General features: G+C 38.1%; 13 protein-coding genes. 8 read left to right on the forward strand and 5 right to left on the reverse strand.

Annotation, left to right across the window (positions count from 1 at the left end; translation table 11 throughout):
- Positions 1-168 precede the first annotated feature (168 nt).
- Positions 169-849, forward strand: coding sequence for a hypothetical protein (locus LC608_RS31835; RefSeq protein ID WP_229557380.1), 681 nt, complete (start codon positions 169-171; stop codon positions 847-849).
- Between the two features lie 95 nt (positions 850-944).
- On the opposite strand, the gene LC608_RS31840 is transcribed toward LC608_RS31835, so the two are convergent.
- Positions 945-2,954, reverse strand: a complete 2,010-nt coding sequence (locus tag LC608_RS31840; RefSeq protein ID WP_229557381.1) for a response regulator — start codon at positions 2,952-2,954, stop codon at positions 945-947.
- Positions 2,951-9,040 (reverse strand): hybrid sensor histidine kinase/response regulator, encoded by a 6,090-nt coding sequence (locus tag LC608_RS31845; RefSeq protein ID WP_229557382.1) that lies wholly within the window; start codon positions 9,038-9,040, stop codon positions 2,951-2,953. Before LC608_RS31845 ends, LC608_RS31840 begins: the two co-directional genes overlap by 4 nt.
- A gap of 520 nt (positions 9,041-9,560) precedes the next feature.
- Between LC608_RS31845 and LC608_RS31850 the strand changes: the two genes are divergently transcribed.
- The 5 genes from LC608_RS31850 (at position 9,561) to LC608_RS31870 (ending at position 11,761) form a co-directional block, all read left to right on the forward strand.
- The gene (locus LC608_RS31850) at positions 9,561-9,983 is read left to right on the forward strand and encodes a hypothetical protein (protein WP_229557383.1); all 423 of its coding nucleotides are present in this window, start codon (positions 9,561-9,563) and stop codon (positions 9,981-9,983) included.
- Positions 9,949-10,239, forward strand: coding sequence for a hypothetical protein (locus LC608_RS31855; protein WP_229557384.1), 291 nt, complete (start codon positions 9,949-9,951; stop codon positions 10,237-10,239). Before LC608_RS31850 ends, LC608_RS31855 begins: the two co-directional genes overlap by 35 nt.
- A gap of 302 nt (positions 10,240-10,541) precedes the next feature.
- Positions 10,542-11,066, forward strand: coding sequence for a plasmid pRiA4b ORF-3 family protein (locus LC608_RS31860; protein WP_229557385.1), 525 nt, complete (start codon positions 10,542-10,544; stop codon positions 11,064-11,066).
- Between the two features lie 92 nt (positions 11,067-11,158).
- Entirely contained in the window at positions 11,159-11,377 is a 219-nt protein-coding gene (locus LC608_RS31865; protein WP_229557386.1) for a hypothetical protein, read from the forward strand.
- A 3-nt stretch (positions 11,378-11,380) separates the two neighbouring features.
- Positions 11,381-11,761, forward strand: a complete 381-nt coding sequence (locus LC608_RS31870; protein ID WP_229557387.1) for a hypothetical protein — start codon at positions 11,381-11,383, stop codon at positions 11,759-11,761.
- A gap of 89 nt (positions 11,762-11,850) precedes the next feature.
- Here LC608_RS31870 and LC608_RS31875 read toward each other — a convergent pair whose 3' ends face one another.
- The gene (locus LC608_RS31875) at positions 11,851-12,276 is read right to left on the reverse strand and encodes a hypothetical protein (RefSeq protein ID WP_229557388.1); all 426 of its coding nucleotides are present in this window, start codon (positions 12,274-12,276) and stop codon (positions 11,851-11,853) included.
- Positions 12,277-12,373: 97 nt separating this feature from the next.
- Here LC608_RS31875 and LC608_RS31880 point away from each other — a divergent pair, with 97 nt between their 5' ends.
- Both LC608_RS31880 and LC608_RS31885 read left to right on the forward strand, forming a co-directional pair.
- On the forward strand, positions 12,374-13,225 hold the full coding sequence (locus LC608_RS31880; RefSeq protein WP_229557389.1) for an Rpn family recombination-promoting nuclease/putative transposase: 852 nt from the start codon (positions 12,374-12,376) through the stop codon (positions 13,223-13,225).
- A gap of 80 nt (positions 13,226-13,305) precedes the next feature.
- Entirely contained in the window at positions 13,306-14,361 is a 1,056-nt protein-coding gene (locus LC608_RS31885; protein ID WP_229557390.1) for a J domain-containing protein, read from the forward strand.
- A 258-nt stretch (positions 14,362-14,619) separates the two neighbouring features.
- On the opposite strand, the gene LC608_RS31890 is transcribed toward LC608_RS31885, so the two are convergent.
- Both LC608_RS31890 and LC608_RS31895 read right to left on the reverse strand, forming a co-directional pair.
- On the reverse strand, positions 14,620-14,868 hold the full coding sequence (locus LC608_RS31890; RefSeq protein ID WP_229557391.1) for a hypothetical protein: 249 nt from the start codon (positions 14,866-14,868) through the stop codon (positions 14,620-14,622).
- 88 nt (positions 14,869-14,956) lie between these two features.
- Positions 14,957-15,907: an RNA polymerase sigma factor, RpoD/SigA family gene (locus tag LC608_RS31895; protein WP_229557392.1), complete on the reverse strand. Its 951-nt coding sequence runs from the start codon at positions 15,905-15,907 to the stop codon at positions 14,957-14,959.
- Between the last annotated feature and the right edge of the window lie 15 nt (positions 15,908-15,922).

Consider the following 15,922-nt stretch of genomic DNA (forward strand, 5'->3'; position numbering starts at 1 on the left):
CAAAATCGAATCATCATTGAATTTACTACAAATTGGGGTGGGATAGGCTGCCGTTGGCAGCCTATCCCACCCCCCTAACAATGATTATCATTCTTAGTAACTGTATATTTTATTTTCTGGAAGTCCCCTATCTGCACTGACTGGAGCAATCATTCTACTGCGTGGCTTATGCGTCATCGGCTCGGACTCAGGGCTGTGCTGATGGATCTGATGGCTGGCGTTGAGATTAAAGGCGACGAGGCGATGATTCAGGCTTTGGCTGACTTCTCCAAACGCAATGCATCTCACGTTAAAGGCATTCTTAATCTGACCATTCCGCTATCGGAGTCTGCTTTGTGGATTTTAGGTCAGTATCTTTCACAACTCGGATTGTCTACTGAGTCACGGCGACCACTGGAGGACGGGCAGAGGGTTCGGTATTATCGGCTAAATACTGATGATGTGGTGTTTATCCGGAACGTACTTGATTATCGGCAGAGGCAACGGGAGGATAGGGAAAGGAAGCGCCAAGATGAACAAGAACGAAATGCGGCTTATGCAGCTAGGATGCAAGCTCAGTATGGGATTAACGCTCCGTCCACACCCCCCATTAATGAAGATGGAAGTAATAATCGGGGGGGTATGGACACAGATGCAGAACTCAGTGATTCTTGGTGGGATAGAGTTAAATATTACGCTCGACTGGCAATTGAGCGGGTGAAGGATGGGGTTGAATCAGTTAAAGAATTACTCAGTGCGCTAACGAGTGATGAGCGTTGCGGCGTGATGCTGGAGTTTGAGGATGCAAGACCTGACAAATTTGCTCAACTGGTGACAGATGCGCCGCATTGGACTGAATGGATAGCGTGAGAAAGTTGGGCGTTTGGTTGCGTAGGAAGTGCAAAAGCCGTAGGCATTGCTCTTGCTGTTGCTGTTGGGTATGGCTGATTTATCTTGCCTAGTGACTACCTAAAAAGTGTTTTACTAGGTGCAATATATAAGTTTGGGTTTGTGGATTTCTGCACAAGAATACTGTGTAAAGTCTGCAATAACTCCTTGGTCGTATATGGTTTAGCAATAAACTTTTTAACTCCAGGTATCTTAGCCAGTTTCTCACTAACGTTCAGACCGCTAACAGCCACAACCTTGACTTGGGAATTAATTTTTTGCAACGTAGTGATAGCAGTTGCACCATCCATTAAGGGCATCATCATATCCATCAACACTACGCTTATTTCGTCTTTATGTTGAACATAAAGTGCGATCGCTTCAATCCCATCACTAGCTGTCAGTACTCTGTAGCTGTAAACTTCTAATAATATTTTAGTAGTTTCTAAAATTCTGGTTTCGTCATCAACAACTAAAATTAATTCTCCATTACCTTTAAATGACTCCAGGTCTTCTACTAGGGGCGTTTTTGCTACTTCCACTGCCGGCAAGTAAACTTTAAATTCCGTACCTTTGCCGACTTGACTATTCACAGTTACAAAACCACCATGACTTTGGATGATGCCTTTGGCGGTAGACAAACCCAATCCTGTACCTTTACCAATCTCTTTAGTGGTAAAAAACGGCTCGAAGATTCTATCGATAATCTCTGAGCGCATCCCCATGCCTGTATCTGCAACAGTAATAGTAATGTAAGGACCAACATGGGCATCCAGATTCATGCGTGCATAATCTTCATCAATCAAGAGATTTTCCGCAGAAATTTCGATATGGCCACCTTCGGGCATCGCATCACGAGCATTAACTACTAAGTTGATCAGTAGCTGATGTAGGTGCGTTGCATCGCCAATTACAGCCCAAAGTTCAGGTTGAATATGCTCTGTCAATTCAATCGATTTTGGAAAAGCCTCTTGGACAATTTGCTGAATTTCTGAAAATAAATGGTTCATTTGGACAACGGTACGCTGACCATCAATTCCTCGAGCAAACTGCAATACTTGCTTGACTAAAGCAGCCCCACGTTTAGAATTATTTTCTATAGTTTTTAACATCTGTTGATTACGCTCATCAGTATCGGGCGTTTTCATCTGTAATAATTGTGCTGTCGTTAAAATCGGAGTCAGTATATTGTTCAGGTCATGAGCTATGCCACTAGCTAAGGTGCCAATACTTTCTAGACGTTGCGCTCGTAGAACTTGAGTTTCTAAATGCTTTTTTTCGGTAATATCAGTATTTACGGTTAAAATCGATATTGCTTGCCCGTTACGATCGCGCATTAAAGTCCAACGACTGGCAACAATAATATCTTGCCCTTTTTTATTAACTTGGTGTAATTCACCATGCCAGAAATCAGACTTAGCTATATTTGCATAAATATCCTGGATTTGAGACAAGGTTTCTGGTAGATATAAAATTTGATTAACATTCTTACCAATTACTTCCGTAGCTTTCCAGCCATACAGATGTTCTGCTCCTTGGTTCCAGAAACGGATTTGATTGTCAAAATCTTTGACAATAATTGCATCGCTGGTAATATCTAATAAAGCAGCTTGTTCGCGGATTTTTTCTTCTACTTGTAAGCGTTCAGCAATTTCACTTTCCAAGCGTAAATTTTGTTCTTGCAGGGTTTTTGTCAGAGATCGCAACTTGAGATGGAGTTGAATTCTAGCTAAGACTTCTTGGTGCTGAAGCGGTTTGGTGAGATAATCGACTGCACCCAGTTCAAAGCCTTTGACTTTATCCACGGTTTCGGAAAGTGCAGTCATAAAAATGATCGGAATATCTTGCGTTAATCCCCTCTTTTTTAGTAACCGACAAGTTTCAAAACCGTCCATTCTCGGCATGAGGATATCTAACAAAATTAAGTCTGGTGGGGCATATTCAGCTCTAGCAATCGCACTTTCGCCGTCTTCAGCAATCAAAACCGTAAATCCAGCTTTGCCTAAAAAATCAAAAAGTACTTCTAAATTGATAGGAGTGTCATCAACGATTAAAATGACACTAGATTTATTAGAATTATTTTTCATATAGCCTCAAAATACTTTTGAAGAAACTCTAATATTTGTTTGCCTTTAAAACCTTTAGCCAGTTGATATAAATGATTAGCAAAAGGCTGCAATTCCTCATCTGTTTTTTCTAGTTCTACAGATCGTTCAGCAATGCTTATTAAATCACCTCGCATAGCCAAATCTAACAAAATTGTCAGTTCGCTTGCTGAAGGAGGTATAATAGGAACCTGAGATATCAAGTGTAAAGTATTAGTAAGACTTTTGTTTTCGCCTTTTATTTTTTTTACCTTACATTGATCTTCATATACCCATTCTAACCCCAAGTGAACCTGTAACTTTTCTAAAAGTTCTACTCTTTGGATTGGTTTTGCCAGAAAACCATCACATCCTACTTTGCGACTTTCTTGTTGATTAAATTCAAATACACTAGCTGAAATAGCAATCACTATCACTTCTTGAAAGTTTTGTAAGGCTCTGAGGCGACGCGTAGCTTCAAATCCATCCATTTTTGCCATTACCAAGTCCATAAGAATCAAGTCTGGCTGAAATTCAGGAACTTTGTGAAGGCAATCTAAACCATCAGTTGCTTCTAAAACTTCAAAACCCAAAGGTTCTAAGATATTAATCAATACAGACCGATTTTCCCATTTATCGTCCACTACAAGAATTTTGCGTTTAGATCCTAAAAAACCAATGATGTTAAGTTCATTAGCATCAATTCTAGTAGTATATTGAAAAACTTCTGGTAATTCCAAATCTAGCCAAAAAACACTGCCTTTACCTAATTCACTTCTAACATATAATTCACTTCCCATCATTTGAACCAATTGGCGGCTAATAGTCAAACCCAATCCGGTTCCTTCTATCTTCAAGCTATCTTCACCTACTTGCTTGAAAGGTAAAAATATCTCTTCTAATTGCTCTGAAGCAATACCAGTTCCTGTATCTTCTACTTGGAATCTAATTCTGGAATTTGATAATTGACCTGCCAGGCTACCTGTATTTATTATCCAGTCTCTACTATCTTGATTTACATAGCCCACTTTAAAAGTAATGCTACCTTTTTTTGTAAACTTAACTGCATTACTTAGCAAATTAATTAAAATTTGACGTAAACGTTTATTGTCGGCGCAAACTAAACTAGGTAGTGGATATAAAGGGCGGTAAATTAAGCTGATTCCCTTATGTTCAGCCCGAATCCGACAAATTTCTACTATTCCTTCTAAAAAAGCTGATAAATTAAACTCTTGTAAGTAAAGCTCCATTTTTCGAGCTTCTATTCTGGAGATGTCTAAAATATCATTAATCAATGTCAGTAGATGTTCACCACACTGATGAATAATATTTACGCCATTCCTTTGCTGAGGAGTTAAAGATGTATCTGTCTGGAATATTTGAGTATAACCCAAAATACCATTGAGTGGGGTTCGGAGTTCATGACTCATGTTAGCGAGAAATTCACTCTTGGCACGGTTGGCAGATCCGGCTATTTCTTCAGCTTTTTGCCGCTCGCTAATTTGCTGTTGTAATTCTAAGTTTTTATGTTGTAATTCTAGAGTGCGCTCTTTAACTTTTATTTCTAACGTCCGATTATATTCTTCTAAATCATTATAGAGACGAGCATTTTCTAAAGAAATGGCTGCTTGTGATGATAAAAGTTGTAAAACTTCTAATCGTTCCGGTGTAAATGCCCCAGCAATCAATTTATTTTCTAAGTAAAGGATACCAAACAGCTTACCTTGATGAATAATTGGGCTACATAAAATAGATTTTGGTTTGTGCTGAACAATATAGCTATCTGTCGTAAATTTTTCCTCACAGGTAGCATCGCTGAGTACAACATGTTCCTGAGTCCGATGTACATAATTAATTATATATATAGGTAATTGCTGACTCATCTCTACAGGTGTTGATTGCTGCACATTTATTTCAGTTTGACCAAATCTACCTGAAGCTTCTATGAATAATTTACCTGCTCTCTCTAAAATTAAAAATCCTGTTTCTGCACCAGCGTTCTCTAACACAATTTGCATTAATTTAGCTAGTAATTTTTCAAAAACTATTTCGCCAGAAAGTGCTTGTGAAGCTTTGATAAATGTTGCTAAATCAAAAGGTTTACTAATACTTGAATTTAAGGATTGAACAAGTAGGCTTTGATCTGGACTGTGCATTCTTTGCTCTAACAGCCGGGCAGAAATTTGAGGATATTTTACTTCTAAATCTCTAAGCTTTGCTGTTGCTCCCCAGCGCATATATCCATAGTAAGCATCAGCGAGATAAGCCTGAGCTACCTTTTCTCTACCGCACTCAAAATAAAACTTTGCTGCTAGTTCATTGGCAAGAGCCTCTTCTTGGATGTATCCTTGCTCCTTAGCTCCAACAATGGCTCGGTCATAATATTCCATTGCTTGCCAATATTGACCTAATACTCGTGCTTTCTCTGCTTCTACTAAATCATATTTATGCTGAAAATTCATGGGTGCATGATCCGCCCATTTCCGCATTTTTTGTTGATTAATTTTCACCTTGTCTGGAATATTTCCTTGAGATCCGAATGAAGCCGATGGATAGATTGCAAGTTGTGCTAGAGAATCGTAGAAATGAAATAGTGGCACATTTAACCAGCCTGTCACTCCATCTAAATACTGTTCCGCTTTGATAGAATTTTCTACAGCTTGAGTAAATTCGCCAAATAGATAACATAAAACTAATTTATTAAGGAATACATAATGTATTACTGTTCGCTCATTTGATTGGATGTGCAGTTTTAATAATTCATCTTCATTGTAAGATTCACCAATTAAACGGCAAGGGTTTTCAGATAATCCTATTAAATTCAAAACTGCTTGGTGAAATACTTGATGCCATTTCAGGGCAGTCTCTTGATGGATTTGAGCGATTAGCTTACTATATCTTGCCATTTCCTGTTCTAGGCTTTTTAATTCCGAACCACTCCAGTATGAATATTGACACTTATTACTAGCTGAATATCCAGTATGTACCAAATCCCCGGAGTCTAATCCGCTAGAGTAAGCATCTTCTAAAAGTGGTAAAGTATCTCTAACATGATGCTTCCAATGGATTATAAAAGTTGATACTTTAAATAAGACTTGGCTTCTAACTTCAACAGCATCTAACCGCTCTAACAAATTTAAAGCTAATTGTCCAATTTGATAAGCAGCTTCAATATCTTGTGATAAGCTGCTAAAAACCACTCCATAATCAGCAAAACCACTAGCTGAAAAAGGCGTATTTCCATTTTTAATAGATAAATTTACTTCTTGGCAAGCCATCAAAATAAATAATGCAGGTGCAGATTGATAGGCAGCAGGAACTAAACTTGATATAAGCCTCATAGCTGCTAGCTTATGAACGTCTGTCATTGAAGGCAAATTAATTAAATCTTCTATTTCTTTGCCTGCTAAATTGTTTGTAGTTTCTTGAATAGCTTGCTGAATATCTAATGCAGTTGGTGACTGATTGAGTTTTACTCCCAACATTTCCAGAACTTTTAGCCCAAGCTGCACTGCTTCAATTAATTTTCTTTGCACTTCACAACTTTTAATACGCAACTCATAAACTTTCACTTTTTCCAGTTGCGTTTTAGCTTGTAATAGCACTATTTCAGCTAATATCTCCATTTGCTCAAAGTCACCGCTAAGAAATGCCGCTTCTGCTGCCTCCTGATGCAAAGTTAATGTAAGTTTATATTTCTGATTCCAACTAGAAGCTGTCAATAGGCTCAAAGCTATCTTAAAATAGCGCATAGCTGACTCATACGCTGCTGCTGCTTTCGCTTTCTGTCCCGCTATGAGATTGAGTGCAGCTAACTCATATTTCTCTGACTTTGAAGTTAGTAAATCTCTGCCATAGTTTAAGTGATTTACCAAATAAAAAATATTTTCTTTTCGCTCTTCAAGCGAACTTTTTTGGAGAAGTAATTGCCCAATTCGCAGGTGAGTTTCTTTTTTCTTAATATCTGTAATTAAAGAATAAGATGCTTGCTGCACACGGTCGTGCAAAAACTTGTATGCAATTATTTTCTGTTCTTGCTCTATTAGCTCTATTATCAGTTGTTCTTCTAGCTGTTCACTAACAACTAAAGGTATTTTATAAGACGAATCTATAGGTAAAATCAAACCTGCTTGCAGAGCCTCCCATAGTTCTTTAGCCGTTTCTGACAAAGATTTTTCGTTAACAATACTTAAAACATCTAAACTAAATTTATCGCCAATGCAAGCAGCTAATTTTAAAACTTTCTGTGTTGTTGGTAATAGTCTTTGAATTTGAGTAACCATTAACTCAACGACATTATCAGTAATATCAATCTCTTTAATAATTTCAATATCCCACTGCCAAAAACCTGTATTAAAGTTAAAATACAACAAGTTATCTTGGTAAAGTGATTTGAGTAACTGAGTTACAAAAAATGGATTTCCTTGCGTTTTACTAAAGACTAAATTAGCTAGGTTATCTGAATTCTCTAGACAGGTACGCAGTGTATCGTTAACTAACTGATTGATATGAGAAATGTCCAAAGGCTGGAGAACAATATTATTGACATTTGCACCAGATTTTTTTAATTCTTTTAGAGTTAGTATTAATGGATGAGTTAGACTTACCTCGTTATCTCTATATGCTCCTATTATTAATAAATATTTACTCTCAGGGTCACTAATCAGCAGTTGAATTAGTTTAAGAGAAGCTGAGTCTGCCCACTGTAGATCATCCAGAAAAATTACTAGTGGATGTTTGGCTTGAGAAAATACATAAATAAGTTGTTGAAATAATTGATTAAAGCGATTTTCAGCTTCGTTAATTCCTAGTTGTGGTATTTCAGGCTGAGAACCAATGATTTTTTCAAGCTCAGGAATAAAGTCAATAATAACTTGACCGTTGACACCAACCGCTTCTAAAAGTTTTCTTTTCCAGTTTGTTACTTTTTCAGCATTTTCTGTTAATAGCTGTCGGATTAATTCTTGAAAAGCCTGAATTAATGAAGCATAAGGAATATTACGTTTATACTGATCAAACTTTCCAGAAATAAAATAACCACGCTGCCGAATAATAGGTTTATGAACTTCATTTACTAACGAAGATTTACCAATTCCAGAATAACCATTAACTAGTATTAACTCAGTTGCCCCAGAACTAACTCGCTCAAAACCATTCATCAATTCCAATACTTCTCTTTCTCGACCGTAAAGTTTTTGAGGAATAAGAAAATGGCTAGATAAATCAAGTTGACCAATAACAAAATTTTTAATTTTACCAGTTGTTTCTAGTTGATGTAAACATACTTCTAAATCAGCTTTTAATCCTAAAGCATTTTGATATCTTTCCTCAGCAGTTTTAGCTAATAATTTCATAACAATATCGGAAACTGCTATCGGAATTTTGGTATTTAATTCGTGAGGTGGGAGTGGGATCTTAGCAATGTGTGAGTGAACTAATTCTAAAGGGTCATCTGCGACAAAGGGCAGCTTGCTAGTTAGCATTTCGTAAAATGTCACTCCTAAGGAGTAAAAATCAGTTCGATAGTCTATTGAGCGGTTCATCCTCCCAGTTTGCTCAGGCGAAATATAAGCTAGGCTACCTCCCAGAAAATTGAAATCATTAACTATCTGATTTTCTCTAGATAGGCGTGATGCAATGCTAAAGTCAATAATTTTTATTTGACCTGAGTTGAGATTGATGAGGATATTATGAGGTTGAATATCTTTATGAATAAGATTATTTTGATGTAGTTGATATAGTGTTGCAGCTAATTGAATAGCAATTTGCAAAAAATTGTTTAGTTCTAAATTAAGCGTGCTAATAATATCCTTGAGTGTCTCGCCTTCAAAATCTTGCAAGATAAGTGCTACACCATTTTGTGTACTTTCTAAGCCTAGAGGTTGAATAGCTCCTTCTATCTGCAAAAATTGCAGGATTTGATACTCATGCTTGATGTGAACAATTTCTTCTCTAGTGGGATACTCAGCTTTTATAGTTTTGATAATTACTGAGGTTTTTTCTGACTCTTTAAAAGCACGATAAAGGCAAGTATTTATACCATCATGAATAACTTTGATGAAGCTGTAATCGTTAAGGATAATACTCATGTTTATATTGCCACTTGAGGGAGCTAAATTCTCAAATTAGCTATCAAAAATTTATTGTGGTACTAAAAAAGATTAATTATAAATGTTTAACTGCTTTGTGCGAATAATTACAAGATGGTTGTCAGCGGTTCTTGCTCCTTTATTATATGTTTAAGGGAAATAATTTTACCTACCCACTCTACTATAGCTATTTGAAATTTTTGTCATCTTAACTGTCAATTTTTAATTTCTATTCTAGAATATTTATCTCAATTCTAAATCCTACTATGATTTAAACTAAAAATTATTATTAACTTTTGACATATTAAAGGGAAATCATCACTGATAACCAGGGGCGAGAATTTATTCCACCGTCTTTTGTGGTTATGGAACGAGATAAAATCGGAACGGGAGCGGTTAGCTATTTGCACTGACTGGAGCAATCATTCTACCGCGTGGTTGATGCGTCATCGACTCGGACTTAGGGCTGTGCTGATGGATCTGACTGATAGCTGGCGTTGAGATTAAAGGCGACGAGGCGATGATTCAGACTTTGGCTGAGTTTTCCAAGCGCAACGCATCTCACGTTAAAGGTATTCTCAATCTGACCATCCCGATATGGGAGTCTCCAGTTTGGATTTTGGGGCAGTTCCTCTGGCAACTTGGTTTGTCTACTGAGTCACGGCGACTGCTTGAGGACGGGCAGAGGGTTCGGTATTATCGGCTGAATACTGAGGATGTTGAGTTTGCTCAAAAGGTGCTGGATTATCGACAGAGGCAGAGAGAGGAGAAGGAAGGAAAGCGGATCAGGAGCAAGAACGAAACGCGGCTTATGCGGCTAGAATGCAAGCTCAGTATGGTATTGAGCAGAGGAGCAGAGGGGAAAATTAGTACAAGTATCTCCTCTGCACCCCTGCACCCCTGTCCCCATGCTTTCTTCATCGCCGTCCACACCCCCCATTAATGAAGATGGAGATAATAATCGGGGTGGTATGGACAGAGATGAAGAACTCAGTGATTCTTGGTGGGAGCGGGTTAAATATTACGCTCAGTTAGCAATTGAGCGAGTGGAATATGGAATTGATGCGGTCAAAGAACTACTCAGTACCCTAACGAGTGATGAGCGTTGCGGCGTGATGCTGGAGTTTGAGGATGTTGACCCTGACAAATTTGCTCAACTGGTGGCAGATGCGCCGCAGTGGACTGAATGGATGGCGTGAGAAAGCGTTCCTTCAGGTAGTGAACCAATAAACTATTGCTTGCAAGGTGTGTTTGCTACAAACGATATAGCTATACTCTCATTACAAGCCAAACTTCTCATCACCGATGACGGGCGTTGGGAAATCCTCCTGCCGTGTGTGGAACGACGAGTAAATCAAAACGCTACAGTCAATTACAATAATGATTGATGCAAGTGGCTTTATACGCAACAGTTCTGGTTTGATTTCAAAAACTCAAACCGACTCAAAAGGATGAAATCCTAAAAAATTGGAGCTGGGCGAGCTAAATTCCTGTAATGAATATGGCTAAAACTAAAAAATCAGAAAATGCTCCCAAAAAAGCGACTAACCCTTTTCCCAATACACTATATGTGCTGGAGGTGTTTTTAATTGATGGCCCAATTACAGAGGAATTTGCTGTTCTAAATCCAGTGGTGTCTAGAACCATCGAAATTGAAGGTAGCAATACTTTGCAGGATCTGCATAAAATCATCTTCAAAGCATTTGACCGAGAAGAAGAACATATGTATGAATTTCAAGTCGGAGGAAAAGGTCCGCAAGATCCAAATGCAAAACGCTATTGCATAAAACAAGCATTTTCAAGTTCTGATTTGACAGCAAAGCCTACAGGAGATGTGTCTAGTACTTCAATTGCATCTTTGGGCTTATCTATAGATGATGCTTTTGGTTACTGGTTCGATTTTGGTGATGATTGGTGGCATCAGATTGATGTCATCAGCATTGCAGACACAGTTCCATCAGGCAAATATCCTAAAATTACTCAGCGAGTCGGGGCTAGTCCTCCGCAATATGCGGATTCTGAGTAGAAGAAAAAGCAAGACAATCGTCATTGCCTTGCTACGATAGGCTATTTGATAAATCAGGATATCACACAAGCAGAGAAGGCTTTTAAAGAATCATGACAGCTAAAAAACATTATTTACTTAATCACGGATGTTTCCTTAATTCCACAAATAAAAAGATAGTTGTCAATTTAGCCACGGGTGATATCTTAAATCTAATAACCCAAGAATTAAAAACTCGCTATTCACCAGAAACTCAAAAAATTGTACTCGAAGAGAGTTCAAATCTGCTACCTGATTTGGTATTTCAAGAAATGTTACAGCGCCAACAGTAAGTAGTGAATGTTAACCCTGATAGCTTAGTTGTGGTTAACTGTGCGATACAAGAGACAGAGCTTGATGAGTTTGGGTTTAATTTAAATATCGAAGTATATTTTGTGATTGCAGATGTCAAAGGTCAAAATCACTTTCGTGCTAATCGGATAGTCCTTTGGTCAGATATTTGGGGTGATGAAGAACAGCTTTTTGATTTAGAAGATGAGCTAGGTGAGCAATTCTGGACAGATTATCAAATGCAGCTACTCTTTGATGATAAAAATCAGCAACCAATTGAATTAGAAGTATCACAAACAGATGATTCTGCCGCGAGGTTAGAATTTTACCCATCCCTGAAAAAGTTTTCACCATCCATAGTTCCCTTTACGAATAATGACTTTTAAAATAAGTGATTAAGCCAGAATGCGCTCAACAATTATGGCGAAATCGTCCCAATGTACTTATCCGTCTTTTGTCACTTACTGATAATTTCTTATTCGAGAACTCCGGCTCTTTCAATAATAAACCATTCATGGTACAAGATTGCTAAGAAAAATTCTTCATTCTTTAGGCGATCGCATACTGCCATAAATCCCGAAAAGAATGGATCATCTTCATAGGTAGTATCTGATAGAAAAACTGTTACAGAATTCTTATCCTCACTCCAGATACAACGTATTATAGTAATATTAGGATGATGTGATTTATCTACAGGTAATAATATTGAGCATTCTTCCACTGACAAAAATTCTGGTTCTTCATATTTTAAAACCGATTCCCAACTTTCTGGACCTTCATGTTTCTCAATAATTCTATCCCACCTAACTGACTTGATTTTTTCCAGAGTTTCTGCCGATATTTCGGAGAGTTTCATAGTTTTTACTACAGCTAATAATTTTTCATAATTAACATCTGCCATTCGGCATCAATTGCCAGAAATAGATTCAATTAATAAGACTATAATAATGCTTATTTCTATATAACCATTATTATAATCCGAGGGGAAGACCAAAAGCATGATTGACCACGATCGTCTTTTCAAAGAATTGCTCTCTACGTTTTTTGTTGAGTTTCTTGATTTATTCCTACCTCAAGTAGTCAGCCAAATAGACCGCGATTCCATCCAGTTTTTACCCCAGGAAATATTTACTGATGTTACCTCTGGGGAAAAGAAGGAAATTGATTTACTGGCTCAATGCCGCTTCGAGCAGCAAGACACTTGTTTTTTAATTCATGTTGAAAATCAATCTTACACTGAGACAGCGTTTGCAAAGCGGATGTTTAAGTATTTTGCACGTCTCTATGAAAAGTATGATTTACCCATTTACCCAGTTGTAGTTTTTTCGTTTGACGAACCCAAACGCGCCGAACCTCAAAATTATCGGGTCATATTTGGCGACTTCAAGGTAGTAGAATTTCAGTTTGCAGCAATTCAGTTGAATCGTTTAAGTTGGCGAGATTTTTTAACACAGTCAAATCCGGTGGCAGCAGCATTAATGTCGAAGATGAATATTCGCCGTGAGGAACGTCCCCAGGTAAAAGCAGAATGTTTACGACTGCTGGCGACGTTAAAGTTATCGCCAGCACGTATGCAATTGATTTCGGGCTTTGTGGATACGTATTTGCGCCTGGATACAACCGAAGAGCAAGTTTTCCAAGCGGCTATCGATACAATGGGGTTAACTGAGCGGGAGGAAATCATGGAAATTGTTACTAGTTGGGAACAAAAAGCTGCCCAAAAAACAAGAGAAGAGATTGCATTGAATCTACTACAAAGAGGAATGATTGTGCCGGAAATTGCACAAATCACGGGTTTAAGTGTAGAACAAGTACAGCAGTTACAAGCACAACTATCACCAGAAAATTAATCTCAGTACACATTCGTGTATCATCATTGAGATGTCAATTGTCGTTAGAGTTTTTTCCCTTGAAAAAGCGCAAATCTTCTATGCCTCGAAAAATCCCACCTTCATCCCACTCGACTGTTACAACTCCACTGGCTCTCTCTCAATTACATATCCGCTTACAGTTTCTAGAAAAAGAACACCAATCGCTACTCAAGCAGATTAAGAGAAAGCGTACAGAATTAAATAACTTTATTGAACAGACACGAGCTTTCGCCACAGAAATATTTCATAAAGCCAGTCCCAGCTTTCAAAAAATGGCTGAGTTAGACCAGGATATTCATACTTTATTTGATGAGATTTTTACTACTAGAAAGTTTGGTAAACAAACCTTCAAAAATATAGAGGCAGTTTACCTTAAACTCCAGTTCACAGGAATCATTAGTCTCAAACCAAGGCGCAGACAATTTTCAACAGAGCTAGACGAATTGTTTGACAATCCCGAACCCGAATCAGATTTTTCAAGAGAAACTGTTGAAGGTCGCCATCAAAATTGGCAAGCACAAGAATCTGTAGAAGAATCTCATGGTGAAGCTAGTAGAACAGGAGATAAGAGAAAAATTCGTGAAACATTTCTGAGGTTAGCTGAAATCTTCCATCCTGACAAGGTAAAGGACAGCGAGACACAAACAGATCATACAGAAATCATGAAATCAATTAATCAAGCCTACCAAGAAGGTGATTTAGCAAGACTTCTAGAAATTGAGCGACTTCACCAAGTCGGGGAAGTTATTGATAATAATAGCGAAGATGATTTAACTCGGAAATGTCGAACTATAGAGCAGCAAAATCAAATTCTCCTGACTCAATATGAAAATTTGAAACGGGAACTACGTTTGGTAAAAAGTACTCCAGAAGGAACGATGGTTTCCGATTCTCGCAAAGCTGCGAAAAAAGGCATTGATGCTATGGCTTTGATGGTAGAAACGATAGACAACCAAATAAATCTTGTTTCTCAGATTCGAGATTTTGTCAAGGACTTTAGAGAACAGAAAATTACTATTAAAGAATTTCTTGGTGGCCCACCAACTCTGCAATCCGTAGACGAGGAATTTATGTCAGACATTCTGGAGCAAATGTTGTCAGATTTAATGAGATAGTATTTGACTATTAACAACTTTTGGCTTTATTTGTAGCTCATCTGAGCAAATTAAAAGGATTTTACAGAACTATGCCAATTAAAAAATACATTAATCTTAATCTGGGGAGTTTTCTTAATCTCATAGATTAATCTGAGAAAAAGTAACTCTAATGAATTTACATTAGAGTTACTTTTTACCAGTTTGAGTTAGGTTGGGCAAATAAGCGCACTGCTTCACTCACTTTCGTGCGCTCACTCAAAACCTTGAGACAACAAATCATCCGGCTATGTCTTTACCACTCTTGTAAGTCATAGCTCTGGGTTTTCTCTTCTTGAGAGGAACTACTGATTTCTTGGGTGCTTGTGGCGGACGGCATTTCTCGCAATATAGAGGTCGAATCCCAAAGGTTTCTCGTTGTGTGGGCTGTTCGCACTGCTTACATACGAAGTTGAAAACGCGAGTGTGAATTTCCCGCTTGTGCGCTCTGACGGTGTACTCTCGGACATCGATTGTTTTGCTGGGCATTGATTACTATGTAGCCTTACTTCTTTAATATAGTTTTTCTTCATATCAGTTCTGTAAGATCCGTGCATCATCTGGCTAAAACATCCTCTTATTCAAATAAATACTCTTGAATGTCATTTTGATGATGGCGAAGAATACTTATAGCTTTGACCTGGATTTGACGAATGCGCTCTCGACTGAGGTTTAGCTGTTGGCCAATCTGAGCGAGATTGAAATGCTGATCGTTCTCTAGCCCAAAGCTTAAAGTCAACACTTGACGTTGAATCAGTGTCAATGGTTCTAAGAATTTAGCTACGTCTTGCAATAGAAGTTCTTGGGTAAGCAGTTTTTCTGGTGAAGCGCCAACGTCTGCTAAAATTTCGCCCAATTCTGTCTCTTTCTCATCTCCGACTTGTTTATTTAGAGAGATGGCTGTACGAGAGGCGGCGAGATATTCTCGAAGCTTATCTGTACTGAGGTTTAATGATTTTGCTATTTCTTCAGCAGTGGCATGACGACCGAGTTTTTGAAAGCTTTCTCGCTGTACTTTCTTAATTTTGGTAAGTATTTCAGTGAGATGAACAGGCAATCTAATAGTGCGCGATTGTTCTGCTATAGCGCGTGTAATCTCTTGGCGAATCCACCAATAAGCATAGGTCGATAGCTTATAGCCCCGGTTGGGATCAAACTTTTCTATACCCCTTTGTAAACCTATTGCTCCTTCTTGGATCAAATCTAAGAATTCCAAATTGCGGTTCTGGTATTTCTTGGCAACAGATACTACCAACCGCAGGTTTGCTGTCACCATTTTTTGTTTAGCCTTTTGACCAAGGTGTAGTGCTGCTCGGACTTGTGCTTCGGTTTGAGCAACAGCATTGGCTAATTCTGTCATTGTTGGTTCCCGGTCTAGCTGTTGAGTGAGTTCATTTTTAAATTGCTCAATGGCAACCATTTGTTGTACCTGTCTACCATAAGCAATTTCTTCCTCTGGCTTTAGTAAAGGATACTGACCAATTTCTTGCAAATAGACGCGAACCATGTCGGAACTCAGGCTGGACATACAAACTTTTCGACT

This window comes from Nostoc sp. XA010 (genome assembly GCF_020829625.1).
Taxonomy (GTDB): Bacteria; Cyanobacteriota; Cyanobacteriia; order Cyanobacteriales; family Nostocaceae; genus Nostoc.